The organism is Engelhardtia mirabilis, assembly GCF_007748095.1.
Lineage (GTDB): Bacteria > Planctomycetota > UBA1135 > UBA1135.
This window is the reverse complement of record NZ_CP036287.1, coordinates 6,781,595-6,806,838: the sequence shown is the minus strand read 5'-3', so window position 1 is coordinate 6,806,838 and position 25,244 is coordinate 6,781,595. Positions and strand designations below refer to the sequence as shown.

15 protein-coding genes are annotated in these 25,244 nt (G+C 72.2%); 6 read left to right on the top strand and 9 right to left on the bottom strand.

The genetic code is table 11. The features are described 5' to 3' along the window. Window positions 1-3 precede the first annotated feature (3 nt). From hemC to hemG, 4 genes are read right to left on the bottom strand one after another with little or no spacing between them, the layout of a single operon-like run. Window positions 4-933 (bottom strand): hydroxymethylbilane synthase, encoded by a 930-nt coding sequence (hemC, locus tag Pla133_RS25110; protein WP_419191953.1) that lies wholly within the window; start codon window positions 931-933, stop codon window positions 4-6. Between the two features lie 25 nt (window positions 934-958). Next, the gene (gene hemA / locus Pla133_RS25105) at window positions 959-2,206 is read right to left on the bottom strand and encodes a glutamyl-tRNA reductase (RefSeq protein WP_419191952.1); all 1,248 of its coding nucleotides are present in this window, start codon (window positions 2,204-2,206) and stop codon (window positions 959-961) included. Beyond that, complete coding sequence (gene ccsA, locus Pla133_RS25100; protein WP_145070523.1) at window positions 2,203-3,024, bottom strand: cytochrome c biogenesis protein CcsA; 822 nt, start codon at window positions 3,022-3,024, stop codon at window positions 2,203-2,205. Before ccsA ends, hemA begins: the two co-directional genes overlap by 4 nt. Then, window positions 3,021-4,418, bottom strand: coding sequence for a protoporphyrinogen oxidase (gene hemG, locus Pla133_RS25095; protein WP_145070521.1), 1,398 nt, complete (start codon window positions 4,416-4,418; stop codon window positions 3,021-3,023). The genes ccsA and hemG overlap by 4 nt, the downstream gene beginning before the upstream one ends. A 161-nt stretch (window positions 4,419-4,579) precedes the next feature. On the opposite strand from hemG, the gene Pla133_RS25090 reads away from it, so the two are divergent. Further along, window positions 4,580-5,014: a hypothetical protein gene (locus tag Pla133_RS25090; protein ID WP_145070519.1), complete on the top strand. Its 435-nt coding sequence runs from the start codon at window positions 4,580-4,582 to the stop codon at window positions 5,012-5,014. 61 nt (window positions 5,015-5,075) lie between these two features. Here Pla133_RS25090 and Pla133_RS25085 read toward each other — a convergent pair whose 3' ends face one another. Together Pla133_RS25085 and Pla133_RS25080 are read right to left on the bottom strand one after the other, a co-directional pair. Then, the gene (locus tag Pla133_RS25085) at window positions 5,076-7,004 is read right to left on the bottom strand and encodes a COG1361 family protein (RefSeq protein ID WP_145070517.1); all 1,929 of its coding nucleotides are present in this window, start codon (window positions 7,002-7,004) and stop codon (window positions 5,076-5,078) included. 1 nt (window position 7,005) lies between these two features. Further along, window positions 7,006-14,295, bottom strand: a complete 7,290-nt coding sequence (locus tag Pla133_RS25080; RefSeq protein WP_145070515.1) for a CARDB domain-containing protein — start codon at window positions 14,293-14,295, stop codon at window positions 7,006-7,008. Between the two features lie 271 nt (window positions 14,296-14,566). Between Pla133_RS25080 and Pla133_RS25075 the strand changes: the two genes are divergently transcribed. From Pla133_RS25075 to Pla133_RS25065, 3 genes are all read left to right on the top strand, one after another. Beyond that, the gene (locus Pla133_RS25075; protein WP_145070513.1) at window positions 14,567-15,130 is read left to right on the top strand and encodes a sigma-70 family RNA polymerase sigma factor; all 564 of its coding nucleotides are present in this window, start codon (window positions 14,567-14,569) and stop codon (window positions 15,128-15,130) included. Continuing rightward, entirely contained in the window at window positions 15,114-17,981 is a 2,868-nt protein-coding gene (locus Pla133_RS25070) for a serine/threonine-protein kinase (RefSeq protein WP_145070510.1), read from the top strand. The genes Pla133_RS25075 and Pla133_RS25070 overlap by 17 nt, the downstream gene beginning before the upstream one ends. Before the next feature lie 74 nt (window positions 17,982-18,055). After that, entirely contained in the window at window positions 18,056-18,523 is a 468-nt protein-coding gene (locus Pla133_RS25065) for a hypothetical protein (protein ID WP_145070508.1), read from the top strand. 6 nt (window positions 18,524-18,529) lie between these two features. On the opposite strand, the gene hemE is transcribed toward Pla133_RS25065, so the two are convergent. Further along, window positions 18,530-19,558 (bottom strand): uroporphyrinogen decarboxylase, encoded by a 1,029-nt coding sequence (hemE, locus tag Pla133_RS25060; protein WP_145070506.1) that lies wholly within the window; start codon window positions 19,556-19,558, stop codon window positions 18,530-18,532. A gap of 26 nt (window positions 19,559-19,584) precedes the next feature. Continuing rightward, a complete protein-coding gene (locus tag Pla133_RS25055) occupies window positions 19,585-21,228 on the bottom strand; it encodes a CPBP family intramembrane glutamic endopeptidase (protein WP_145070504.1) in 1,644 nt (547 codons plus the stop codon). Window positions 21,229-21,299: 71 nt separating this feature from the next. Here Pla133_RS25055 and Pla133_RS25050 point away from each other — a divergent pair, with 71 nt between their 5' ends. Continuing rightward, window positions 21,300-22,073 carry a glucosamine-6-phosphate deaminase gene (locus Pla133_RS25050; protein ID WP_145070502.1) on the top strand — a complete coding sequence of 258 codons (774 nt, stop codon included), beginning with the start codon at window positions 21,300-21,302 and terminating at the stop codon, window positions 22,071-22,073. 8 nt (window positions 22,074-22,081) lie between these two features. On the opposite strand, the gene ispG is transcribed toward Pla133_RS25050, so the two are convergent. Then, the gene (gene ispG / locus Pla133_RS25045; RefSeq protein WP_145070500.1) at window positions 22,082-23,227 is read right to left on the bottom strand and encodes a (E)-4-hydroxy-3-methylbut-2-enyl-diphosphate synthase; all 1,146 of its coding nucleotides are present in this window, start codon (window positions 23,225-23,227) and stop codon (window positions 22,082-22,084) included. Between the two features lie 571 nt (window positions 23,228-23,798). Between ispG and Pla133_RS25040 the strand changes: the two genes are divergently transcribed. Next, window positions 23,799-25,094: an NAD(P)/FAD-dependent oxidoreductase gene (locus Pla133_RS25040; protein WP_145070498.1), complete on the top strand. Its 1,296-nt coding sequence runs from the start codon at window positions 23,799-23,801 to the stop codon at window positions 25,092-25,094. Window positions 25,095-25,244 lie beyond the last annotated feature (150 nt).

Here is a 25,244-nt window from a genome sequence, read left to right as displayed (position 1 = left end):
CGGCTACTCGCCGATCGAAGCCCGCGCGTCGTCGATCAGGCGCGCGGCGCCGGCCTCGAGCAGTTGGCGCCCGAGCAGTTCGCCCAGGGCTTCGGCGTCGCCGCGCGGGGCGCTCGCGCTGGCCTCGACGACCTCGGTGCCGTCCACCGAGAGCACCCGCGCCTCGAGGGCGATGACCCCTTCGACGACTCGAGCGTGGGCTCCGACCGGCACGTTGCAGCCGCCGCGCAGGGTCCGCAGGAGGGCGCGCTCGGCCAGGGCCTCGTCCCAGGCTTCCAGGTCGCGGATGGCCTGGACCCGCTCGTGGTGGGTCCAATCGCCCTGGCGGCAGACGATGCCGACGATGCCCTGGCCCACGGCGGGCAGGAAGCGCCGGGTGTCGAGCACCTCGGTGATTTGCTCACCCAGGCCCAGGCGCTCGAGGCCTGCGCGGGCCATGACCAGGGCCTCGGCCTCGCCCTCGGCGAGCTTGCGTAGACGCGTCTCCACATTGCCGCGGATCTGCACGATCTCGAGCTCCGGCCGCTGGGCGCGGACCATCGCCGCCCGGCGCAGGCTGCCGGTGGCCACCCGCGCGCCGGCGGGTAGCTCGGCCAGCCGCTCGCCGCCGCGCGACACGAGCACGTCTTCCACCGGCCCGCGACCCAGCACGCCCGAGAGCATGGTGCCCTCGTGCAGGGTCGTGGTCATGTCCTTGAGGCTGTGCACCGACGCGTGGGCGCGGCCCTCGAGCAGGGCGCGGTCTACTTCGACGGTGAAGATCCCGATGCGCCCGAAGCGCGCCAGGTCGCTGGTCTGGTCGGCGTCACCCTTCGAGGTGATCCGCAGCAGCTCGGGGCGGATGTCGCTCCAGGCGGCCTTCAGGGCGGCGCTGGTGGCCTCGGCCTGCCACAGGGCGAGTTGGCTGGCGCGGGTTGCGAGGGGGAAGTTCAAGGCTGGGTGTCGGTCGGCGGCGAAGTCAGAGCTGATCGAGGAAGCGACGGTACTCGCTCTCCAGGTCCTCTGCGCTACGCACGTGGCGGATGCTCTCCTTGACCTGGCCCAGGGCCACGTCGAGCAGGCGCCGGGTGAGTTCGTGGGCCAGGCGCATCTGCTCGGGCGTCGACGTCTCGCCGACACTCTCGTCGATGACCGCATCGCGCACCAGCTCGAAGCGCTCGCGCATCTGTGCGATGGCCGGGGCGGCCGCGGCGTAGCTGCGCAGGCTGAGGAACTTGTGGACCTCCGCCACGAGGATGTTGGAGGTCGCGTCGCTGGCCCGCTGGCGCTCGAGGCGGTTCTTCTCGACCACCGCGGCCAGGTCGTCCAGGTCGTAGTAGAGCAGGCCGCGCAGCTCGGCGACCTTCGGCTCCACACCGCGCGGGACCGAGAGGTCGACGATCAACAGCGGCCGGTCGCGGCGCTTCGGGCGGGTCGCGGCGACCATCTCGCGGGTGATCACGTGCCCGCCCCCGTCGACGCAGACGAAGACCAGGTCCGCGCGCGCGATCTGTTCCGGTAGGGCGTCGAGGCCGCAGTGCAGGCCGCCCAGCTCCTTGGCCGCGTTCTGCGCCCGGTCCTGGGAGCGGTTGGCGAAGACCAGGTCGCCCAGCTCGCGCTCGCGCAGGTGCTTGGCCACCAACAGGCCGGTTTCCCCGGCGCCGACGATCAGCGCGCGTTCGCGACGGAAGTCGCCGCAGATGTGCGCCGCGATGTCGACCCCGACGCGCGCCACCGAGAGGGTGCCAGAGCCCAGGTCGGTCTCGTTGCGCACGCGCTTGCCGACCGAGAGGGCCGCGCGCAGGAGCACGTCGATCTGCGAGCCCAGGGTGCCCGCCTCGCGCGCGGCGGCGGAGGCCGCCTTGAGTTGGGCCAGGATCTGGCTCTCACCCAGCACCAGGCTGTCGAGGCCGGAGGCCACGCGGAACAGGTGGATCACGGCCTGCACGCCGCTGAACGAATAGACCTGGTCGCCCGTGGCGCCGTGGAAGAAGAGGTCCTGGACCGCGGTCAGGGTGCGCTCGTCGAGCTTGCCGAACAGCAGCAGCTCCGTGCGGTTGCAGGTCGAGACGATCACCGCCTCCGCCACGCCCTCGAGGGCCAGCAGCGAGGTGAGTCGTTGGCCCAGGGCCTCGCCCGCCACCGCGCAGCGCTCGCGCAGCTCCAGCGGCGCGCTGCGATGGGACAGTCCGACCAGCAAGAGCTGGCGGTCGAGGGGGCGGCTCAACTGGTCCAATGGAAGCTCGCTCGCGAGAGTTGCACCGCGACCAGGGAGATCAGCAGCAGCATGAACCCGGCCGCCGCCGCCACCGACGCGCGCCGGGCCGTCAGCCCGGGGATGCGACCGGAGAAGGCCACCAGGCCGAAGTGCAGGGTCAGGACCAAGAGCGCGAGCACCAGCGGATCGGCGTAGCTGAAGCCCTCGACCTGGGCCCGGTGGGCCCACCAGATGCCGGCATTGACGCCGATCGCCAGCAGCACGAAGGCCGCCAGGGCCGCGCGCCGGGTGACGTGGATGATCTGGTCCAGGCTCGGCAGGCCGCTGAACAGCGGGCCGAAGCGACGGCGACGCATCTGGCGGAACAGGGCGAGGTAGAGCAGGCCGTAGAGGCCCGACAGGACCAGCGCGGCGCTGGCCACCAGGATCGACCCGACGTGGAACAGGTAGAAGGGCAGGGGCCGGTCGTCGGCCAGGGCCGTCACGACCGGGGACAGGGCCGACGAGACCAACTGCAGCAGCGTGGCCACGCCGAACACGATCAGGCTGGTGCCCGGGTGCACCGCCCGCGCGGTGGTCCACAGGTGCAGGGTCACCAGGCACAGGGCCAGGGCCGACAGGGCGCTCCAACCCCCCAGGTGCGGGAAGCCGCCGGCGGCCACGGCGCGGGCCGCGATCAGGCCCACGTGCAGGCCGAGCACGCCCACCAGCGCCACCAACCGCACGCGCCACAGCACCGCCTGCCGCTCGACCAGGAAGTCGAGCAGGTACAGGAAGGTCGCCGTCAGGTAGGCGACCGGCAGCAGGGTCGAGAGGGCTTGGATCACGGGTTGGTGCGGCCATCCGCGGCGAGCAGGGCCCTGGCGATTCCTCGACCCCGGGCCACCACCTGCTCCACGGAAACGCCGCGAGTGTAGCTCCCGGCCAGGTGCAGTCCCGGGGCGGCGACCCCGACGCGCTCCTCCAGGTCCCGAACCCGGCGGTCGTGCTCGGGCTCGTACTGGGGGATCGCGTGGGGCCAGGTCACCGAGCGGGCCACCGCCGGCCGGGGGGCCACGGCCAGCCCCAGGGCGCGGGCGAGGTCGGCGCGGGCCAGATCCGACAGCTCCTCGTCGGACAGGTCGCGGGTCTGATCCAGGGCGTAGAAGCTGGAGATCGCGGCGCCGCCGGCCGGGGCCCGGTCCGCGAACAGGTTCGAGACGAAGATCGTGCCCAGGGTGCGCGGGGCGTCGGGGCCGTCTTCCGAGGGCGGCACCAGGTAGCCGAAGCCCCTCGGCAGGTCGAGCGCGCCGGGGGCGAAGCCCAGGTGGGCCAGGCGCACACTCGAGTGGGGGAGCTGCTCGAGGAAGGCCAGGTCGGCGGCGGCCAGGTGGGGCGCCAGGAGGGTCGCGGTGCAGTCCGCGGGCAGGGCCAGGACGATCTGGCGCGCGGACTCGCTGCGCCCGTCGGCCGCCTGGACACGCCAGCCCTCGGCGTCGCGTTCGACCGACGCGGCCGCGAAGCCCAGCTGCAGCGCCCCGCCGAGGTCGGCCGCGGCGGCGTCGATCAACTCGCCCAGCCCGCCGGGCAGGGACAGAAGCCGCATGGCCGAGACCTGGGGCCCGGGCAGGGGCGCGGGCGCCCGGCGCCGCGATGCGCGCAGACCGCGCACGATCCCGCCGTGCTCGACGAGCATCCGCCACAGGCGCGGGAAGGCGCTGCGCGCCCCCAGTCGTCGGTGGTCGCCGGCGTAGATGCCGCGCACGAAGGCCCCGGCGAAGAGGGCGGTGGGTTCCGGCCCCAGTCGCTCGTCGAGCACCTGGGCGAAGGTCGGCTCGGGCGCACCGGCGGCCGGCGGCCGGAAGCGCCGCAGGGGCTCGGTGCAAAGGCGCAGCTTGGCGCCGAGGCTGAGCAGGTCGGTGGTCAAGAGCGAGCGCGGTCCATCCGGCATGGCCCGCAGGCGCCCGCGGAAGTACAGCCAGCGGGTACGCGCGTCGTCCTTCGACACCGTCAGCCGCTCGGCCAGGCCCAGCTCGTCGCACAGGTGGCGGAACTCCGCCGACCCCGCCTGGACCGTGTTCGGCCCCGTCTCGAAGCGGAAGCCGTCGACCTCGAGGGTTCCGACCACGCCCCCCGGCCGCGTGCTCGCCTCCAGCACGACCACGTCCGCGCCCCCGCGCCGCAGGGCGTGACCACAGGCCAGGCCGGTCAGTCCGCCCCCGACGACCACCACGTCGCGCATGGGGCGGAGGATAGCCCCGGGCGCCGCCGCGGCCGCCGGGTTCCGGCCCCGGCCTGCCAATCGACCCCCGCACGGGCCCGGCGCGCTGCCGTCCGCGGGGGCGCGGAACCCTCCGCTAGGCTTTCCCAACAACCAGCCACTTGGCGACCGGAGCCAGCCCCATGAACACACGCCTGCCCTCGCCGTCGATCCTGATCACCGCCGCCCTGACCGCCCTCGTCGGTTCCTGTGCCTCGGGCGGTCGCCACGTGCTCGAGACCAACGTCGACGGCGGCCTGAAGGTCCAAGTCGAGGGCCTGGCCTGGGACAACCGCATCGAGCTCTACGCCGTCGTGGTCGAGCAGGCCGAGGGAGCCGCCCAGCCGGGGATCACCGACGTCGAGTGCCGACTCTTCGAAGACCTCGACGGCAACCTGCGCTTCGACGACTCGGACCGCTCCCTCGTCGTCTTCAGCGCCGATGGCGCCACCGACGTGATCTGGCACCTGGGCCCGCTCCTGGCCGACCTCACCGACGGCACCCCGTGCTTGTCGACGACTGCCACCGGCGAGAACGGGTCGCAACTGACCCAGGTCCTGCCGGTCGGCGATGTGTAGACACGGGTCCGTACCGCCGGAGCCGCCGCGCGCCATCGCGGCGACCCCCGGGGTCCGCGGCTCAGGGAACCAACGTCAACGACTCGTCGTTGCTGGCGAAGTCGACGATCTGTGCCACCGGGTCCAAGAGCACGTAGGCGTGGCGGAAGGTGATGCCGGCGAGGGTCGGCGACAGACCGGGCGGGACCGCGACCACGGCCTGGGCCTGGCCGCTGCCCGAGAGGCTGCCGATGAAGTTGAGCGAGGCTTGGAAGGCCGGGTCGGTCAACAGCAGCAGGGTGTAGGCGTCGAACACGAGCGGCACTTCGATGCCGTTGACCACGATCGGCAGGCCCAGGGCCTGGGGCGTGATCGAGCCCAGCATGAAGTAGAAGCGGAAGCCGTACTCGACGCCGGGGTTCAGGCTCAGCACTTGGGTGCCGCCGGTGGCCACGGAGACCAGGTCGATGTCGCCGGACAGGGCGGCGTCCGGCGCCGGCTGGAAGACCAGGTCGTAGCGGTAGTCGCCGGGGACGGTGATCTCCTGGAACACGTGGATCAGGTGCTGCACGGCGTCGGGGACCAGGTTGCCGGGGCCGTCCGGATCGATGGCGTTCGCGAAGTCCACGTTGCGCGCCGTCGTCCACACGTTCGCGATCGACGCGGTGCTGCCGACGCTGAACGACACGCGCTGGTTGTCGGGGCCGGTGCGCGCGACCTGGCTCAGGTCGAAGGCGCCCTGGCCGAGGTCGGGGATCCGCAGGTAGACGTAGCCAGTCTGGGCGATGGTGACGTCGACGGTGGCGACCAGGTCCAGGGTCGTCGGCGCGGCGTCCATGGGCACGTCGAGCAGGTAGTGGACCGGGTAGGAAACGCCGTCGCTGGAGTCCACGCGGGTCGGCAGGTCCTCGACGGCCTTCTGGGTGAAGGGGTCCACGAGCAGGTCGCCCGCCTGCTCGTCCACCAGGAAGTCGGGGTTGGTGTCGTCCACCACCGTCTCGCCGGGATTGGCGCCCAACTTGACCGAGTGGATCGCCAGGGCCGTGCCGCTGGCCTGGGTGTCGATCACGCCGTCGCCAGCCTGGTCGCCGATCGGGTTCACGTAGGTGAAGTCGGCGTTGAAGTTGTCGAACTCGCCCTTCAGCGACGAGCTGAGTACCCAACGCACCACCTGGTTCGCGCCGGGCTCGATGTCACCGAGCTCCAGCTCGAACAGCGGCACCGCCGGGTCGCAGCCGATCTGCGCGGCGAACAGCTTGAAGGCGATGATCAGCCCCGAGATGTTCTCCACGATCTCCGGCTGGCCGGTGGAGATCTTGACGTTCTCCGCGGTGCCCTGGCCGGTGTTCTGGATCCGCAGACCCAGGATGAAGGGCTCCGAAGGCTCGATGATCTCGGGCGTCAACGGATCGTCGGAGTAGACCGTGTCCTGCAGGTAGTAGGTCAAGACCAGCTTGGCGTCGGGCGCGACCTCGATCTCCACCGGGAACAGGGGCACGGCCACGGGCGTGCCGTTCTTCACGTAGCGCAGCAGGCCGCCCACGGTGAAGGTCTCGTTCTCACCCAGGGGCGTGGCGCTCTCGAGCGGGTCGATCTTCCACTTGGAGGTGCCGGAGGTGCCGGGCAGCAGGTTGCCCAGGTCCCAGGCCAGGGGGTTCTCGAAGCTCGGCAGGCCCAGGCCGGTGAAGCCCGCCTCGAGCGTCGGCACGCCGACCGAGAAGTCGGGGTCCGCGTCGGACCCGTCGACCACGCGGCGGAAGTCGAACTCGAGCTCCACGTCCTCGACCAGCGACGCGGTGTCGTTGGTCATGCCGAGGGTGGCCTCGAAGATCTGCTTGGTCAGGACCAGCTGTTGGTTGATCTGGATCGTGACCTTGGTGCAGACCTCCTCCGCGAGGGCGGCGGGGGACAGAGTCAGGGCGGCGACGGAGGCGAGGATCAGGCGGCGCATGGCGATCGAGGGCGAGGGGAATGAAGAGCGCAGATGACGTCCTTGAATGGAGTTCTTCATCTCAGGCGTCCTCACAGCCGCTGGGGATGTTGATCGGGGGCGGGGGCGTCACCGACGGCGAGCCGGAGCTGCCGCCGCCACCACCGCCGCCGCCACCACCGCCGCCGCCGCCGCCACCACCCCCACCTTGGGGCGGGTTGCCCGGGGGCGGCAGGTCCGGCGGCGGCTGGGTGGGCGAGATCCCCGGCGGGCACACGCCCACCGGCGCCGTGTACCAGATCGGCGTCCAGTACCAGTTCAGGAAGTCGGGCCCCTGCAGGTAGTGCCGCAGGCCCCAACCCTGCCCGTAGGAGCAGGCCAGCTCGCCCGCCGAGCTCGAGCGGGTGATCGTCACCGGCACGACGATGCTCGCGCCGCCGGTCAGGTCCCCGAGCTCGTTGATCAAGGGGTCGACCGTGAAGCCGGGCAGCAGGTCGTCCATGAACAGCTCCAACCCGAAGGCGGTGATCAAGCCGTCGTTGGTGATCGACAGGTCGATCTGCCGCGTCTCGCCCGGCGCGAGGTCCAGGGTGAAGAGCTGCGGCTCGACGATCATCTTCGGCACCGGCACGACCACGTTGAAGTCGGCCGTGAGCGTGATGTCGTAGATGTCCTCGTACTCGGTGGGGACCACGTCGAAGGAGTAGGTCACCGCTTGGAAGGCGAGGAAGGCCAGGACCTCGACGCTCTGGCCGGCGCCCACACCGATCACCGCGTGGTAGGAGCTGTGGTCCGGCTCGGTGATGTCGAGGGTGTAGGTGCCGACCAGGACCTCGCTGCCCACCGGCGTGCCGAAGGCGTCGACCAGGTCCACCTGGCCCGCGGCGTCGCTGACGCCGGTGTAGAAGGTGTTGGGGTCGGCGAAGCGCTGCAGGTGCACCATGGCGCCGGCCAGGCCGGGCACCGGGGGCGACAGGAGGTTTCCGGCGAGGTCCCAGTAGCTCAGCTCGTCGACGACGGTCAGGACCACGTCCCCCGTCTCCGACGAGTCGATCACAAGGTCGTAGTCGAAGACGACGTCGCCCTGGTCGGAGCTTACGACGATCTGCGAGCCCGGCGTGGACTGGATCTGGGTCCCGACGGTCAGGCTCGACGCCGGCACGAAGCCGACCTCGACGATCACCGTGTCACCGGGGCCCAGGTCGCCCAGGGCGATCGGCGTGACCGGCACGAACACGAAGCCGCAGCCGGAGCTGGCGGGATCGAGGTAGCCGGGCACGGCGGCGCAGGGCACCTGGTAGCTCAGGTTCGTGGCCGTGGCCCCGCCCTGGTTGGTGACCGCGAGCTGGTAGGTCGAGTACTTGCCCTCGGGCACCTTGACCGGGAAGGTCCCGTCGAGCTCGTTCAGGCTCGCCACCAGGTCCACCTCGAGCGGGCTGACGAAGGTCGTCAGGGCCAGCTGGCCGGCCACCGCCGGCGCGCCGTTCACGTCGAGCGACAGCTCGAGCGCCACGTTCGCCGCAGTCGTCGGCACCGGCGCCTCGCCCACCGCCGTCAGGTCGTAGGTCAACGCGACCTGGGCGTAGGGCGCCAGGCTCGTCGGCAGGCCGCCGTTGGTCAGGGTCAGGTGCGACGGCAGGCCGGTGGTCGCGACCGAGATCCCGTCCACCTGGGTGTCCCCCGGGTTGCGGACGGTGACCTGGCCGCTCTTCGACTCGCCCACGTCGAGCTGTGAGACCACGGTCGACGGGCTCACGGTGAGGTTGAACAGCTCGAAGCTGTCCTGCAGGTCCTCCACCGGATCCTCGACCACCGCCGGATGGTCCGCGTAGAGCTGGAACAGCCCCGCCTCACCGATCAGCGGCTCGAACACGAAGCTGTAGTCGCCGCTCGCGTCGGTCAGCACCGGGTACACCCGCCGCGAGCCCTTGTGGCGCACGCGGATCGTGACCTCGGCGTCGGCCAGGGGCGCGCCGCTGACGGCGTCGATGGCCTGGCCGGTGAGGGTCACCAGCACCTGCCCCGCGGCCTTGGCCGACAGGCCCTCCTCGAACACCGTCGCGACGGTGGCCGAGTAGGTCGCGTCGACCACTTCGAAGGACTGCACCAACAGGTTGTTGGCGTCGTCCGTCTCGGCCAGGGCGCCCGTGCGGTCGAGCTCGCAGATCAGGTACCAGGTCTGCTCGACCGCCGGCAGGTTGAAGGAGCGCTCGAAGCTGTAGCTGCCGTCGGGCGACAGGACGCCGCTGAAGCTCTGGTTCGCCAGCAGCGTGTCGCCACCCAACACCGCATCCGACGACAACCACAGGCGGTCGTACCACAGCCCGTTGGCCGTGCCCTTGCCCGAGAGATCCGGGTCCTGGTTGGCCACGCTCACGACCGCGGTCGCCTGGGTGCCTGCGAAGTAGGTTCCGAACTGGGCCGACAGGGCGATGCCGGTCGGCACGAGGTCGGGCAGGTCGAACTGCTCCACCGCGAGGCCCGCGCTGACGCCGACGTTGTTCGCCTCCTGCAAGCCCTCCGGGATCCCGTTCTGGGCGTCGACCCGCACGATCAGGTAGCGCTGTCCCGAGATGCCGTCGGGCAGGGTCACCACCTGCGTGTTCTGGTAGCTCGCGTCCACCGCGAGGCTCGCGACGGGCGCGTCGAAGCTGCCCAGGAAGGTGTCGCCGCCCGAGAAGTAGGGATCGGTCGACAGGTAGAGCGAGTCCTTCCAGGGCGGCGTGACCCCGCCCCCGCCGGCCTCGGGCTCCGCCAGCCCCGTGCCGTCGTTGAGCACGGTCCAGGTCACCGACATGGCCTCGCCCTCCTCGGAGCTGAGCGGGACGACGATCGCCCCGGCGACCACGTCGGGTCGTGGCACCGGCGTGATCGTCATCGCCTCGAGCATGTAGCCCGTGTTGTTCTGCTCGGAGCCGATCTCCGCGATGTCGTCGGCGAGGTCGACGATCACACCCAGGTAGTAGTCACCGTCCAGACCCGCGGGGATCGTGACGTTCTCGGAGCGCGCACTCTCGGCACCCTCCAAGAGGTCCCCGGGCGCGGCCACCGTCGCCAGCTCGATGTCGCTCGCGTCGATCAGTGTGTCGGTCGACAGCACCAACCGTTCACTCCAGGGCGCCAGTGCGTCGCCGCCACCCTGGTTGAGCACGGTCCAGTCCACCGGCACCACGTCGTCCCCGACTGCCTTGTCCGGCCCATTGATCGCCAGGGGCCGCAGGTCCGGCGCGCTGGAGTCGATCCAGAGGATGTAGCCGTCGGGATCGCCAGGCGGGTTCGTGCCCAGGTCGTCCTCGTGGTCCGGCCCGCCCAGGGCGCCGGCCCAGTTGAGGAAGGTGATCTCCGCCGCCGAGTTGCGGTAGACGTTCTTGTCGGTCAAGCCGCTCGAGTTCTCGAAGGCCACGTTGCTGGCGACGAAGGCCGCCGTGGGGTTGGCTGTCAGAAGCCGCGAGCCGGTGCCGCCGACCCCGGAGTCGAATGCGCCGTCGCGGAAGCCCGCCGCGCCGATGGTCGCCGTCGTATCGAGCTCCAGCCCGGCGCTCGAGAGGCCGGAGACCTCGAAGTTCACCGCACTGAACTCACCGCGCACCTCGAAGTCCGCGCCGGGCGCGCCCAGCGCCGCGATGCGCGCTGGTGCCGTGGGCGTACCGGCCAGCTCGAGGGTCGAGCCCGCGTTGAAGTCCGTGTTGCTGGTCGAGGGTCGCCGCAAGCTCGCGCCGGGACCCAGCCGCAGCCTGCCCTCGCTCTCGAACCAGTTCGTCTGCAGGACGTCGAGGTTCGCGCCCAGGACGCGCAGCTCCGAGTCCGCGCCCAGGTCGAGCGACGCCGTGACCGTTGTCGAGGCGACGATCTCGTTGCCCAGGCCCATCGCCCGCAGGCGTCCGAAGCCCGGCGCCGTGCCCTGCACCGTCGCGCCGTCTGCGAGCTCGACCCACAGGCTGGCGGGGTCGAAGCTCTCCGAGCCGGTCCACGTGCCCAAGAGGCGCAGGGTCCCGCCGGTGTAGGAGCCGCTCAGCGAGCCGCCGATCGGCCCGCTCACAACGACGTCGTCGAGCACCTCGATGTCGGTGTAGGAGTTGTTGATGCCGATCCGCCCCGACACCAGCTCGAGGCGCGCGATCCGCGACGGCTGCTCGACGGCGATGGGCACGGCGCGCAGCTCTCCGCCCTCGACCCGGATGCGGTGGATCAAGTGCCCCTGGGTCTGCAGTTGCGTGACGTCCGAGTCCGCGCTCACGAACGCGCCCACGCCGGTCGACGCGCCCGCGGTGGACTCCAGGCGGTCGGAGATGCGCGTGTCGCTGGCGAGCTCGACGGTGCCGCCGATCAGGCGCAGCCGCCCGAATCCGGGGGCCGTGCCGTCGACCACCCCGCCGTCTCCGAGCTCGACCCACAGGCCGGCCGGATCGAAGGTCGCGGAGCCGGTCCAGTCGCCCAGCACCCGCATGGTCCCGGCGGTGTAGGAGCCGCTCAGCGAGCCCGCGATCGGGCCGGTCAGCTCCACGCGATCCAGCACCTCGAGGTCCGTGTAGCTGTTGTTGATCCCGAGCCGGCCCCCGACCAGCTCCAGACGGCCGATCCGTGATGGCTGACCCTGGGCGAAGACGATCGTCCGCAGCTCGCCGTCCTCCAGTCGCACCCGATGCACCAGGTTGCCGCGGGTCTGGAGCTGGGCAGTCCCCGGGCCGACGAAGACGAAGGCTGCGTTGCCGCTGGACTCGCCGCCGGTCGACTCGAGGCGATCGAGGATCACCGTGTCGCTCGCGACCGTCACCGAGCCGTCGGTCAGCCGCAGCCGCCCGAAGCCCGGCGCGGAGCCACCGACGCTCGCGCCGCCAGCGAGCTCGACCCACAACACGGCCGCATCGAAGGCCGTCGACCCGACCCAGTCGCCCAGCACGCGCAGGGTGCCCGCGGTGTAGGAGCCACTCGTCGAGCCCGCGACCGAGCCGGTCACCCGGACCTCCTCGAGCACCTCGAGGTCGGTGTAGGAGTTGTTGATCCCGAGCGAACCGCCCTCGAGTTCCAGGTGCCGCACCCGCGAGGGTTGCCCCTGGGCGAACACCAGGACGCGGCACTCGCCTCCCGAGACGCGCACCCGCTCGAGCACGTGCCCCTGGGTCTGGAGCTGGACCGTCCCCGGACCGTCGATGACGAACGCCCCCGCGCCGGTGGTCTCGCCCCCGATGGACTCCAGGCGCTCGGTGACCCGCACGTCGTCGACCACGGCCACCGAGCCGTCGGTCAGCCTGAGCCGCGCGAAGCCCGCGCCGGGGCCTGCGATCTGAGCGCCGTCGGCGGCCTCGACCCACAGGGTTGCCGTATCGAACAGCACGGAGCCGGTCCAGGCGCCGGCGAAGCGCAGGGTGCCGGCGGTGTAGCTGCCGGAATACGGGTCGGCCAAGGGCCCGCTCGTGTGCACGTCGCCCTGGGCCAGGAGGAAGGTCGTGTTCTGGATCCCGAAGGCGCCCAACCGCAGGTCGAGCAGGGTGGTGACGAGGAGACTCGGCTCGCCCGCAACCGCCGACCCAGTGACGATCAGCTCGCCGCCGTCGACGCCGAGGGACCCGACCTTGCTGGGCAGGTTCACCCCACCGTCGTTGAAGGGGTAGGAGAGCAACCGGCCCTCGGCGACGGTGGCGGCGTGAACCGTGTTCCCGCGCGTGTCGAGGGCCTTGGTCCCGGCTCCGGTGAAGCGGAACTCGCCCGGGCCGGTCGTCGAGCCACCGACGGACTCGAGCTCCCCGGTGATCGCGGTGTCGCTCGCCACCGAGACGGACCCGTCGAGCAGTCGCAGCAACTCGAAGCCCGGAGCTGCACCGGCGATCTGGGTGCCGCCGAGGGCCTCGGCCCAGATGATGCCGGGCTCGAAGGGGACGGACCCGGTCCAGGTCCCGGCAAAGCGCAGGGAGCCGGTGAAGTAGCTGCTCGTGTAGGGGTCGGCCATGGTGCCCGTGCAGTCGACGTCACCCTGGACCAGCAGGAGGCTGCCGGTCTGGGCGCCGAAAGACCCCCCCTCGAGTTGCAGCAGGGTCGTCACGACGACGGTGGGCTCGCCGGTCACGGTCGGTCCGGTGACGATCAGCTCGCCGCCGTCGATGCCGAGCGTGCCGACCGTGCTCGGGAGACTCGCGCCACCGCTGCTGAAGGGATAGGCGAATACGCGCCCCTCCGCGACGGTCACCGCGTGAACCAGGTTGCCCCGCGTGTCGAGGGCCTTGCTCGTGCTCGGACCGGTGAAGCGGAAGTCGCCCGGCCCCGTCGTCGAGCCGCCGATGGACTCGATCTCCTCGGCGACGGTGGTGCCGCTGGACACGAGCACGGTCCCGGCCATCAGGCGCAGGAACCCAAATCCCGGGGCGGAACCGGTGATCTGCGCGCCTCCGAGCGGCTCGGCCCAGATGGTGCCGGGCTCGAACGGAACCGATCCGTTCCAGGTTCCGGCGAAGCGGAGCGAGCCGGTGTAGTAGCTGCTGGTGTAGGGGTCGGCCATAGGACCCGTGCAATCGACGTCGCCCTGGGCCAGGAGGAAGCTCCCGCCCTGCGCGCCGAAGGACCCCGCCTTCAGCTCCAGCTGAGTCGTGACGACGATGGTGGGCTCGCCGCCCACGACCGGGCCCGTGACGATCAACTCGCCGCCGTCGATGGAGAGGTTCTCGACCGTGCTCGGCAGGTTCGCGCCAGCGTTGTTGAAGGGGTAGACGAAGGTCCGTCCCTCCGCGATGGTGACTGCGTGGACCGCGTTCCCGCGCGTGTCGAGGGTCTTGCTTCCCGTCCCCGTGAAGCGCACGCGTCCGGCGCCGTTGGTCGTGCCGCCGATCGACTCGAGCTCCGTCGTGACGTTCAGGTCGACGCCGAGCGACGAGTCGCCGCTCACCAATCGCACCTGCGCTGCGGTCGGCGAGGCCGGGCCTACGAGCGTCACACCGAACAGCTCGACCCAACCCGTGGTCGCCTCGAGCGCGGCCGGGTGGTCCTGGCTCCAGGTGCCGGCCACGCGCAGGTCGCTGGACGAGTGAGCGATCACGACCCTGCCCGTGGTCTGCTGCGCGTCGCCGCTCCACTGCAGGTCGAGGCTGCCGGGCGCGGAGACCGAGCCGACGTCCAGGTCGGCGCCGGAGGTGACGGTCACCGTCGCGCCCTCGAGCACGGTCAAGGAGGCGCAGAACGCCGCGCTGGTCACCGTCGGCTGGTTCGCCGCCGGGCCCACCGTGACCGCATCGGCCAGGGTCGGCACCGTGGCCGGGCTCCAGCTCGAGGCCGTGGCCCAGCTGGTGCCCCCCGTCCCGGTCCAGACGTGCTGGGCGCCCGCGGGTGCGGCGAGGAACAGGGCGATCGAAACGAGCAGCAGGGGCAGCTTGGTGCGGTGCATCACGGCTAGGGGGCAGGGCGCGCGCGCCGCCCAGGGGCGTGAGCGGGCAGACCCGGGGCGCACGGCGCTGGGGGCTGGCCCTCTCGGGAGGTGGCGCGATACTGGGGGACCGCGGACTTGCACGCGCGGGGCCGAGCTGGCTGCTCGGGATTCCCGCGTGTTTCCGGGGGAGCCCCAAGCTAGGCGGCAATCGCCCCTTGCGGGGCGGCGACCCCCGCAGATTTGCGACTTCGCTGGTGGGCGAGCCGCGCCCGAACGACCGCCCACCTCCATGACCCGCCTCGAGCTCACCAACCTGATCAACCTCATGGGCGCCGGCCACGCCGAGGCCCGGCGCGAGGTGATCGACGAGCTCTACGAGTCGATGCTCGAGCTGGCCCACCGCGTGGCCTGGTCGGGCGGCCGCCGCGGCCAGACCCAGACCATCGAGCTGGTGCACCAGGGCATCGTCAAGGTCGGCTCGCTGGAGCGCTCCTGGAACGACCGCCAGCACTTCCTGGCCACCTTCGCCCGCGCGATCCAATCGGTGCGCGTGGACGCCTACCGCCGCGCGCGCAGCGCGCAGGACGCCCTCTCGACCCTGGTCGAGCTGGGCGCCGACCGCGTCAGCGCCGAGGACGGGGTCGACGTCGACGTGCTGGCGCTCGAGGAGGCCCTGGCGACCCTCGAGGGCGAGCACCCCCTGGCCGCCGAGGTCGTGCGCCTGCGCTTCTTCGCCCAGGCCACCCACGCCGAGATCGCCGCCGACCTCGGCGTGCCCGAGATCCAGGCGCGGCGCCTATGGGACCGCGCCCGACGCCGCTTGCGAATGCTGCTCGATGACGAACGGGACTGACGCAGAGCTGTGGCGCCGGGCCTGGGCCCTATGCGACGAGGCCGAGGGCACATCTCCGGCGGCGCTCGACGCTTGGCTCGCCGAGCGCTGCGGCGGCGACGTCCAGCTCGAGCTGGCCGTGCGGCAGTTGCTCGGGTCAGGTGACGAGCCCGACGATGGGCCGCGTGTCGTTGCAGCGCCCGACACGATGGGCCCCTACCGACTGGAGGAACCGATCGGCAGCGGCGGCATGGGCCAGGTCTTCCGCGCGCGCCACCTGGAACTGGATCGCGTCGCCGCCGTCAAGCTGCTGCCCGCGGACGTCGCCGGGGTGGGGCGGGCCGGCGAGCGCTTCCGCCGCGAGGCGCGCCTGCTCGCGCGGCTCGACCACCCGGGCATCGTGCGCGTGTTCGAGGCCGGCACCGGCGAGGACGTGGGCGGGCGGCCCCTGGCGTGGTTCGCCATGGAGCTGGTCGAGTCGCCGCGGACCCTGACCGACTACGTGCGCGACGAGCGCCCGGACGCCGCCGAGCTGCTGCGGATCTTCCTCGAGGTCGGCGACGCCGTGGCCCACGCCCACGCGAGCGGCGTGCTGCACCGCGACCTCAAGCCCAGCAACCTGCTGGTGGACGGCTGTGGCCACGCGCGGGTGATCGACTTCGGCATCGGCGAGGAGGCCGAGGCCGGTGCGGCCGGGCTGACCCGCGCCGGCTCCCTGATCGGCACACTGAACTACCTGGCGCCCGAGCGCCTCGACGGCGAGCGCGCCGACGCCCGCAGCGACGTCTACGCCCTCGGGCTGGTCTTCGAGGAGGCCGTCACCGGCGCGCCGCGCTTCGACCACCCCTCCACCGGCTCGGGGCTCGCCGCCCTGCGCGAGGCCCAGGGGCGGCCGGCGCCGGCCCTCGAGTCCCTGGCCGCCGTGCCCCCCGAGCTGGGCTGGATCGTGGCCGCGGCCACCGACCCCGACCCCGCCCGGCGCTACGCGGACGCCGCTGCCATGGCCGCGGACCTGCGCCGCCTGCAACGCCACGAGCCGCTGGTGGCCGTGCCCGCGGGCCGCGTCTACCGCGCCCGTCTGTTCGCGCGCCGCAACCGCGGGCTGGTGGTCGCGGCGTCGTTGGTGTTGTTCACCCTCAGCCTAGGTCTGGTGGTCTCCACGACGGCGTTGGTGCGCGAGTCCGACGCACTGATCCGCGAGCAGGCGGCGGTGAAGCAGGTCCAGACGGCGCTCGACGGGGAGCGCGCCGCCCTGGCCGAGGCCCAGGCGGCCGAGGCGGAACAGCGCCGCGAGGCCCAGGCCAACGGCGACCTGGTGCGGTTCTTCCGCGGCGTCTTCGAGCGAACCCCCGCCCGCGCCGACGGCGAGCCGCCGTACACCCTCGACCAAGCCCTCGACGACGCCTGGGACCAGTCGCGCGTGGTCCACGCGCAGCAGACGGACCCGCTCCTGCGCGGCCGCGTCCAAGCCCTGGTCGGCGCGATCTTCGCGCGCCGGGCCCAGTGGGAGCGGGCCCATGACCTGCTCTCCGAAGCCACCGCCGAGTTCGAGGGCGCCGGCGCCGAGTGGACCGACAACTGGCTGCGATGCCAGGTCGATCGGCACCTGACCCTGGTCCAGCTCGGCCGGTCGGACGAGCTCGCCGCCCTGGACGATCGCCTGCTGAACCTGCCCGCGGGCGCGGCCGTCGGCGACGAGGCCTGGCTGCGCGCGCTGACCGACCTGTTCCTCCAGAGCTGGCGAATCGGCCGTGACGAGGATGGTCCGCGCTACCTGGAGACGATCCTGGCCCGCGCCGACCGCGACGACCCGGCCCAGCTCTCCCTGGCCCTGTCGGCCACCCACAACCTCGCAGCCGCGATCACCTTCGACGACCCCGAGCGCGCCCTGTCCCTGTACCTGGAGGTCTGGGCCTGGCGTTCGGCCCACGAGCCCCAGTTCACCCGCACCTACCGCAGCGTCAACGGCGCGGCCGAGATCCTGGTCACCTCCGGTCGGGTGACCGAGGGTCTCGGGTGGATCGACGAGGCCCTCGCCCTGGCCGCCGCCAACGGTTTCGCCCCGGGCGACCTCGACCTGGTCACCCTGTCCGAGACCCGCGCCAAGGGACTGCAGGGCCTGGGACGGGTGGAGGAGGCGGCCGCGATCTTCGAGCGCTGCCTGGCGCGCAGGCGGGAGCTGTCCGGCGATCGCGACAGCGACGTGCTCGACGCCATGTACGGCCTGGCCAACACCTACCGCCAGCTCGGCCGCTTCGACGAGGCCCTGGAGCTCGACCGGCTCTCCTACCAACTGCGCTGCGAGGAGCAGGGACCGCTCCACATGAAGAGCCTGCGGGTGCTGGAGCACATGGGGCTGGTGCACCTGGACCTCGGCGAGGTGGCGCGGGGCCTCGAACTCCTGGAGCAGGCCGTCCAGGGGATGAGCGAGACCCTGGGACCGCTGCATCACGAGACCCTCCTCGCGCGCTCGGACCACGTCTACGGCCTGGCCATGTCCGGTGCCGTCCCCGAGGCGATCGAAACCCAGAGGTCGCTCCTCGCGGAGCTGGAGCAGCAGGGGACCGCCTCGGCATTCGAGCTGGGCCAACACCTGGACGTGCTCTGCGCCCTGCTCAACGGCACGGGCGAGTACGCGCAGGCCGTCGACGCGGGTCGCCGTGCCGTCGAGCTGCTCGCGAGCCTGGGCGAGCTGCGACCCCGTCTGGTCCAGGCCCGCAGCAACCTGACCCAGGCCCTGGCCGGCGCGGAGCGCGGCGTCGAAGCCCGCGCCGAACTGGAGCGCGCCCTGGCCGACGCCGCGGCGCTGGGTATCGAGGGACCGTCCCAGGCCCTGCGAGCCCGCGTCGGGGCCCTCGCCGCGGGCGAGTGAGGCGGACCTGCTTCCGCCCCCTCCGATCCTCTGCTCGCTCGGCCTTCGCCGGGCACGCCCACCCGCCCCACACCATGAGCCCCCGACACCCGCTTCAGTCCTGCCTCGTCGCGGCGGCAGTGCCGGTCGTGATCGCCCTCGGCTGGTTTGCCTGGATCGAGCACCGCCCGCCCCGGGCGGTGCCGATCCTGCCCGGCCTGCCGTCACTGCCGCGCACCACCGAGGACGGGACCGCGCGCGTCTGCAGCTTCACCAATTTCGCGCGACTCACGATTCGCTCCCAGGCCGAGGCGCAGATCGAGTACGAGCTGTTCGTCGAGGGCTGGATGGACCTGCCCTTCACCGTCGTCACCGTCCGCTACCCCGATCGGACCCTGCGGATCACGGACCGCAACTGCGGCAACGGCGCGCTGGCCTTCGACGGTGAGACCATCGCTGGTTGGCACTTCGCCGTCGACGCCGACGGCAGCATCGCCGTCCTCTCCGACCAAGCCGCGGTCTTCATCGAGCCCCTGGTCGAACCGGAGCGCGGCGACGAGTGACGACGACTAGCGCCGCTCGAACAAGGTCTCGAACGCCGCGCCCACGCACTCCACGGGGGTCTTGGGCAGGATGCCGCTGCCGACGTTGAAGACGTGGCCGGCGTGGCCGGCGAAGGCGTCGAGCACGCGGTTCGTCTCGCGGCGCACGACGTCGGGCGAGCTGAACAGCACGCAGGGGTCGAGGTTGCCCTGCAGCGACACGCGCCCGCCGACGCGGGCGCGGGCCTCGGCGGGGTCGGTGCGCCAGTCGATCGAGAGGCAATCGCAGCCGGTGTCGGCCAGGACCTCGAGCAGGTGGCTGGCGCCGTTGGCGTAGACGATCACGGGCACGCCGGTGGCGCGGGCGCCCTCGACCAGGCGGTGCAGGGACGGGCTCAGGACCTCGCGGTAGGTGTGGGCGTCCAGGGCGCCGCCCCAGGAGTCGAAGATCTGCAGGGCGTCGGCGCCGGCCTCGACCTGCATCGCGAGGTAGGGGATCAGGTTGTCGACCACGCGGTCGAGCAGGCGCGCGAAGGTCTCGGGCTCGTCGTACAAGAGCGCCTTGGTGCGCTCGAAGTTGCGGCTCGAGCCGCCTTCGATCATGTAGCTGGCGGTGGTGAAGGGCGCGCCGCAGAAGCCGACGATGGCGCGGCTGTCGCCGAGCTCGGTGCGCACCAGGCCGATCGCCTCGGCCAGGTAGCCGGTCGCCTGGCGCGGGTCGAAGTCGACGAGGCGCTCGATGTCGGCGGCGCTGCGCAGGGGTTCGGCCATGACCGGGCCCTTGCCGTCGATGAACTCGACCTTCACGCCCATGGCGTCGGGCGGCACGAGGATGTCGCAGAAGATCACGGCGGCGTCCATGCCGAAGCGGCGCACGGGCTGCAGGGTGATCTCGGCGGCCAGGTGCGGATCGCGCACGCGCTCCATGAAGGTGCGACCGGTGCGCAGCTCCTGGTACTCGGGCAGGTAGCGCCCGGCCTGGCGCATCATCCATCCGGGGGCGGCGGCCAGGGGTTCGCCGCGCAGGGCGGCGAGGAAGCGCTCTTTCGGATTCATCGGACGGGGAGCTTAGCCGGGTGGCTTCAGGCCAGGAGGAAGGCGAGCTGGAGCTGGCCGAAGTTGAACAGGGCGTGGACCAGGATCGGAGCCCAGATCGACCGCGTGCGCTCGTAGATCCAGGCCAGGGCCACGCCGACCCAGGCGATGCCCAGCATCCCGGCCGGCTCGTAGACGTGGGCCATGCCGAACAGCCCGCCGGAGATCAGGGCCGCGGGCAGGAAGGGCAAGCGCCGGCGCAGGCCGCCGAAGAGGGCCGCGCGGAAGGCCAGCTCCTCGAACAGGGGCGCCCAGACGCAGGCTTCCAGCAGCAGCCGTGCGCGGTCGATGGCGCTGGAGCCGACGATCAGCTCGAGGAACGGATTGGAGAAGGGGTCGGAGCCGGCGCCCAAACCGGTGGCGAGGGTGGTGACCGTGTAGAGACCGCCGAGGGCCAGCACCCAGCCAGCCGCGACGACAGGGACGAGGCGCCAGGAACGGCCGCGATCGAGGCCGAGTCCGAGGGCACGGCGCAGGCTCCCGGGGGGCTCGCCGAACCAGCGCAGACGCGCGAAGAGCAGGATCGGCAGGCTCGAGACCAGGGCGGAGATGCCCAGGGTCAGCGGAATGCCGTCGTGGCCACCCAGACCGCCGCCCGCGATCGCGAGCAGCGACGAGACCAACACGAACGCCACCGCGTAGCGCGCGAACAGGCCCAGGCCGTCGGCCGTGGCGGGCCAGTGGTTCGGGTCGGCGGGCGAGTCGAGCCGCACGAAGGCGGCCGGGAGCACCGAGACCAACAGCAGGGCCACGAGGCCGAGCAGCGCGAGACCCGCCGCCACCAGCGCCAAGCGCACCAGCCGCGCGGCGGCGTCGGCGCCGGTGTCCTTGCGCCAGCCTTGCCACAGCTCGCGCAGGCTCTCGTCGCCCACGCGGGTCGCGTGGGCCAGCTCGATGATCGCGGTGGAGAGGCTCGGGTCGAACTCGAGGGGCTCGGGCTCGACGGGGGGCTCGGCGTCGGCGACCCCGTCGTCGGACTCGTCGCCCCGCTCCACCCCGGCGTCGACCGGGTCCGAATCGGCGGTGGTGGGTCCGGATGCGGCATCGGCCTCGGGACCAGCGGCATCCGCCTCCGTGGCGTGCATCCCCGTCGCCGCGCGCAGGTCCGCTTCGATCCCGTCGAGCTGCTGCGAATTCCCGGCCCCGGTCGCCCGCGCGAGGTCGAGCCAGTCGGGCCAGTCCGCATCCCCCGACTCAGCCGCCAGGGCCGCCCCGCGCACGAGCAGCAGGCAGGCCTGGCGGCGTCGCTCGGCCGCTGCGGCGCTCGGCCCGTCACTGGAGTCGGTGTCTTCGATCCGCGAGGCGAGGGCCTCGAGCCGCTCCGCCACGTCCGCGTAGAGCTCGGCCCCCGCGGCCATCATGGCGCCGTCATCGAGCTCGGAGGCCAGGCCGGGCAGCCTGCTCCCGACCTTGTCCGCGAGCCCCTCGGCCCACACCTGGGGCCGCTCGACGCTGTGGACCAGGACCCTGTCGGGGTGGTTGAAGCTCTCGATGGGATCGTCGCGGGTGATCGAGCTGAGCGAGCCCAGCAGCACCGTCGCCAGCCAGATCGTCAGGCAGATGCCCGTCGCCGCCGGCGCGAAGCCGCGGCCGCCGGGAGCGGTTTCGGGGGTTTGGTCGGGTTCGCTCACCGGATCTCGGGGGGACTTCGCGCGCCTCTCCACTTGGGTCGCCGCTCAGCCCGGGACAAGATCATGCGTCCATGGCCCCCCCCAGCGCGAGCGACGCCCCGGGCAACGAGCCCGATCTGCGGCCAGTGGCACGGCCAGAGGACGCCTTCCGCGATCTGGCCCGCGAGATCGCCGACCTGGTCGACGACCGCACGCGTTCGGGCGGGCGCGCGGTGCTGGGCCTGGCCACGGGCCGCACCATGGTCGGCCTCTACCGCGAGCTGGCGCGGCTGCACCGCGAGGAGGGCCTGAGCTTCGGGCGCGTGGTGACCTTCAACCTGGACGAGTACTGCGGCCTCGCGCCCGACCACCCCGAGCGCATGGCCGCGGCCATGGATCGCGAGCTGTTCGACCACCTGGACCAGCCGCCCGAGCAGCGCCACTTCCCCGACGTCGGCGAGGGCGACCTCGAGCGGCGCTGCGACGCCTACGAGCGCGCCATCCGCGCCGCCGGGGGCCTGGACCTGCAGCTGCTCGGCGTCGGCCGCAACGGGCACGTGGCCTTCAACGAGCCTGGCTCGAGCGCGGACTCGCGCACGCGACGCGTGCACCTGGCGCCGGCCACCCGCGCGGACGCCGCCGCCACCTTCGGCGGCCTCGAGGCGGTGCCCTCCGCCGCCCTGACCGTCGGCATCGCGACCGTGAAGGAGGCGCGGGCCCTGCGCGTGCTGGCCTTCGGCGCCGCCAAGGCTGCGGCCGTCGCGCGCCTGGTCGCAGGTCCGGCGGGGGACGACTGTCCGGTCAGCCTGCTGCGCGGCCACGGCGACCTGCGCCTGTGGGCCGACGACGCCGCGCTGGGGCGCTGAACGGCGCCTCAGCTCCCCTGGGCCGTCTCGCGCTCCGCGATCAGCCGCTCGAGGGCCGTGCGTAGCTCGCCGAGGATCTCGTCGTACGAGAAGGCGCCGAGCTCTTCTTCACCGCGCTTCAGGTTGACCGTCGTCGGCCCGCACCACAGGCCCAGGTCCGCGTCGTCGGTCTCGCCCGGCCCGTTCACCCGGCAGCCCATGACCGCGATGGTCAGGTCGTGGTCCGTCGCGAAGGCCGTCATCTCCTTGACGTCCTGGGCCAGGTCCACGAAGCGGTTGTTCTCGACGCGGCTGCAGGAGGGGCAGGCGACGATGTTGAGCCCATCGAAGAAGTTGGGCGGCACCGAGCGGAAGCGGCCGTTCGAGATGTCGTCGATCAGCTCGCGCCCGACGGCGATCTCCATCCCCTTGTCGTCGAAGGGCACCGTCAGGGACACGCGCAGGGTGTCGCCGATGCCGCGGCTGAGCAGTTGTTCGAAGGCGATGCGCGTCTTGATCACCCCGTCGGGCGGCATCCCGGCCTCGGTCACGCCCAGGTGCAGGGGCACGTCCGGCCGCAGCTCGGCGAAGCGCAGGTTGGCGTCGATCACCGTGCGTGGGTCCGAGTCCTTGATCGAGACCACGTACTCGCTGAAGCCGTGGGCGTCGACCAGGGCGCAATGGTCGGCGGCGGAGCGCACCAGGGCCTCGAGCTGGTCGTCCGGGTAGCGCAGCCGGTACTCCGGCGCGATCGAGCCCGCGTTGACCCCGATCCGCAGGGCCAGCCCGTGCTCCTTGGCCACGCCCACCAGGAAGCCGACCTTCTCGGCCACCGGCTTGTCCTTCTCGTGGTGGTGCAGGTGCCCGGGGTTGTAGCGCAGCTTGTCGACGAAGGGCGCCACCAGCGCCGCCAGGCGGTAGTTCTCCTGGAGGTCCACCGACAGCCGCGCCTTCGTCTGCGCCCGAATCGTCGCCAGGGCCTCCACGTCGGCCTTGGAGTCGATCGCGATCCGCACCAGGTCGGCCCCCGCCTCCTCGAGCAGGTGCACCTGGCGCAGGGTCGCCGGAATGTCCTGGGTGCGGGTGGCCGCCATGCTCTGCACGGCGATCGGAGCGGACCCGCCGATGGGCAGGTCGCGGACGTGGATGGTGCGGGTCTTGCGATCGGGGATCATCGGATGCGCTCTGGCCGCGCAGGGTAACCGGAGCCGGGGGCGACGATTCCGCGGTTGGGGTGCAACCTCTCGTCGGTCGGGCCGGTCCAGGGGGTGGCTGGGCGGGGGCTGGTGGGCCAGGGCGAGGTGCGGTCGGGCGGACCCAGCCTCAGCCCCGGTCGCGAGCCGGCCTTGCGGCCTCGCCGGACTGTCGGCGGCTTGTCGGCCAACCGTCGACTGCTCGTCAGCAGCCCGTCGCCCGCTCATCGCACGCCCTCCATCGGCACGCCGCCCAACCGCCGCCCAACCGCCGCCCGCGCCGCAGCCGCCCGTCGCCCCGCTCCCCGCTCCCCGCTCCCCGCTCCCCGGCCCCCGGCCCCCGGCCCCCGCTTCCCGCTTCCCGCTTCCCGCTTCCCGCTTCCCGCTCCACGGCCCGCGCCGGTGGTCGTAGCGGGCGAATGCCCTGAGGGCGGCGATTCCCGACGATCGTCGGCCCGCCGGCCCTTCCCTCCCAGGGCTGGCCTTGCTGATATGCCGCGCCGCTCCTGCTCCGCGTCTCCCGCGGACTCCCTCGAACCGTCCAGGTCCCCGCTTGAAAGCCAAGGTCCTCATCGTCGGCGGTGGCGTGATGGGCAACGCCATCGCCCTCTCGGCCGCCCGCTTCTTCGACCCCCTGCGTCAGCCCGTGGTGCTGCTCGAGCGCTCGGCCCTGGCCTCGGGCAGCTCCGGCGCGTCCGGCGCGATCCTGCGCCAGCACTACGCCGACCGCATGATCGGCGCCATGGCCCGGGATAGCATGCGGGCCTACTCGTCGTTCGAGAGCCGCACGGGTCGGACCCTCGGCTTCCAGCGCGCGGGCGTGCTGACCCTGGCCGGGCCCTCGCGGCCGGAGACCATCGAGCGCCTGACGCGCAACGTGGATCAGCAGACCGAGCTCGGCATCCGCACCCAGCTGCTCGACGCCGAGGGCGTGCGCGCCCTGGTGCCGAACATCGAGGTCGACGACGGGGTGATCGCCGCCTGGGAGCCCCAGGGCGGCTACGTCGATCCGACCACGACCGTCGAGCAGTTCGCGGCCCTGGCCCGGACCTACGGGGCGTCGACCCGCACGGGCGTGGAGATCCTCTCGATCGACGTGCGCGAGGGCCGGGTGGTCGGCGCCGAGACCACCGAGGGTCACTACGACGTGGACACCATCGTGATCGTGGCCGGCGCCCACTGCCGGCACCTCTTGCAGAAGCTCGGCGTGGAGATGCCCCTGCGGGTGGCGCGGGTCGAGCAGCACTTCTTCCGCATGCCGTCCGACGACCTCGAAGACGATAGCGGAGCCCTGGGCGAGACGAGCAGTTGGGCCCTGGTGGACCTGGACGACCCGCTGGTCAGTGAAGGCGAGGCCGATCCGGACGAGGCCATCAAGGGCCTACCGCACCCGGTCATCCTCGACCTCGAGTACGGCTTCTACACCCGCTGCGAGGCCAACCACGGCCGCACGCGCGTGTGCCCGATCAACTACGACCCCCAGGAGATCTTCGACGAACCCCAGGCGAAGAGCGCGCCGCGGCCCGAGTTGGCGGAGCGCGCGCGGGAGCTCTTGGTCAAGCGGCTGCCCTACTACGCGGACGAACCGATGGTCGGGGAGCAGGTCTCCTGGTTCCCACTGACCCCGGACGGGCGCGCCATGATCGGCCCCGTCCCCGGCGTCGAGGGAGCCTTCGTCGCCGCCGGCTTCGCCGATCACGGCTTCAAGCTGGCGCCCTCGGTGGGTGACGGGATGGCGCAGATGATCGCCGGTGAGCCGGTCAGTGCCTTCGACCTGGAGTACTTCGACCCGGCGCGCTTCCTGGACTTCGACCAGACCGAGGACTGGTCCGGTCGGCTGTATCTCTGATCCGCCCGGCCCCTGGCACGCCGAACCTCAGGGCCAAGGCCGGCGGAACGAGTCCGAGCCCGACCGACCGACAACGACCCCGATCCCGCGACGCGGCATCGGGGTCGTTGTCTGTCTGCCGGGCTCGCGCGCGCCGAAGAGAGCGGGGGC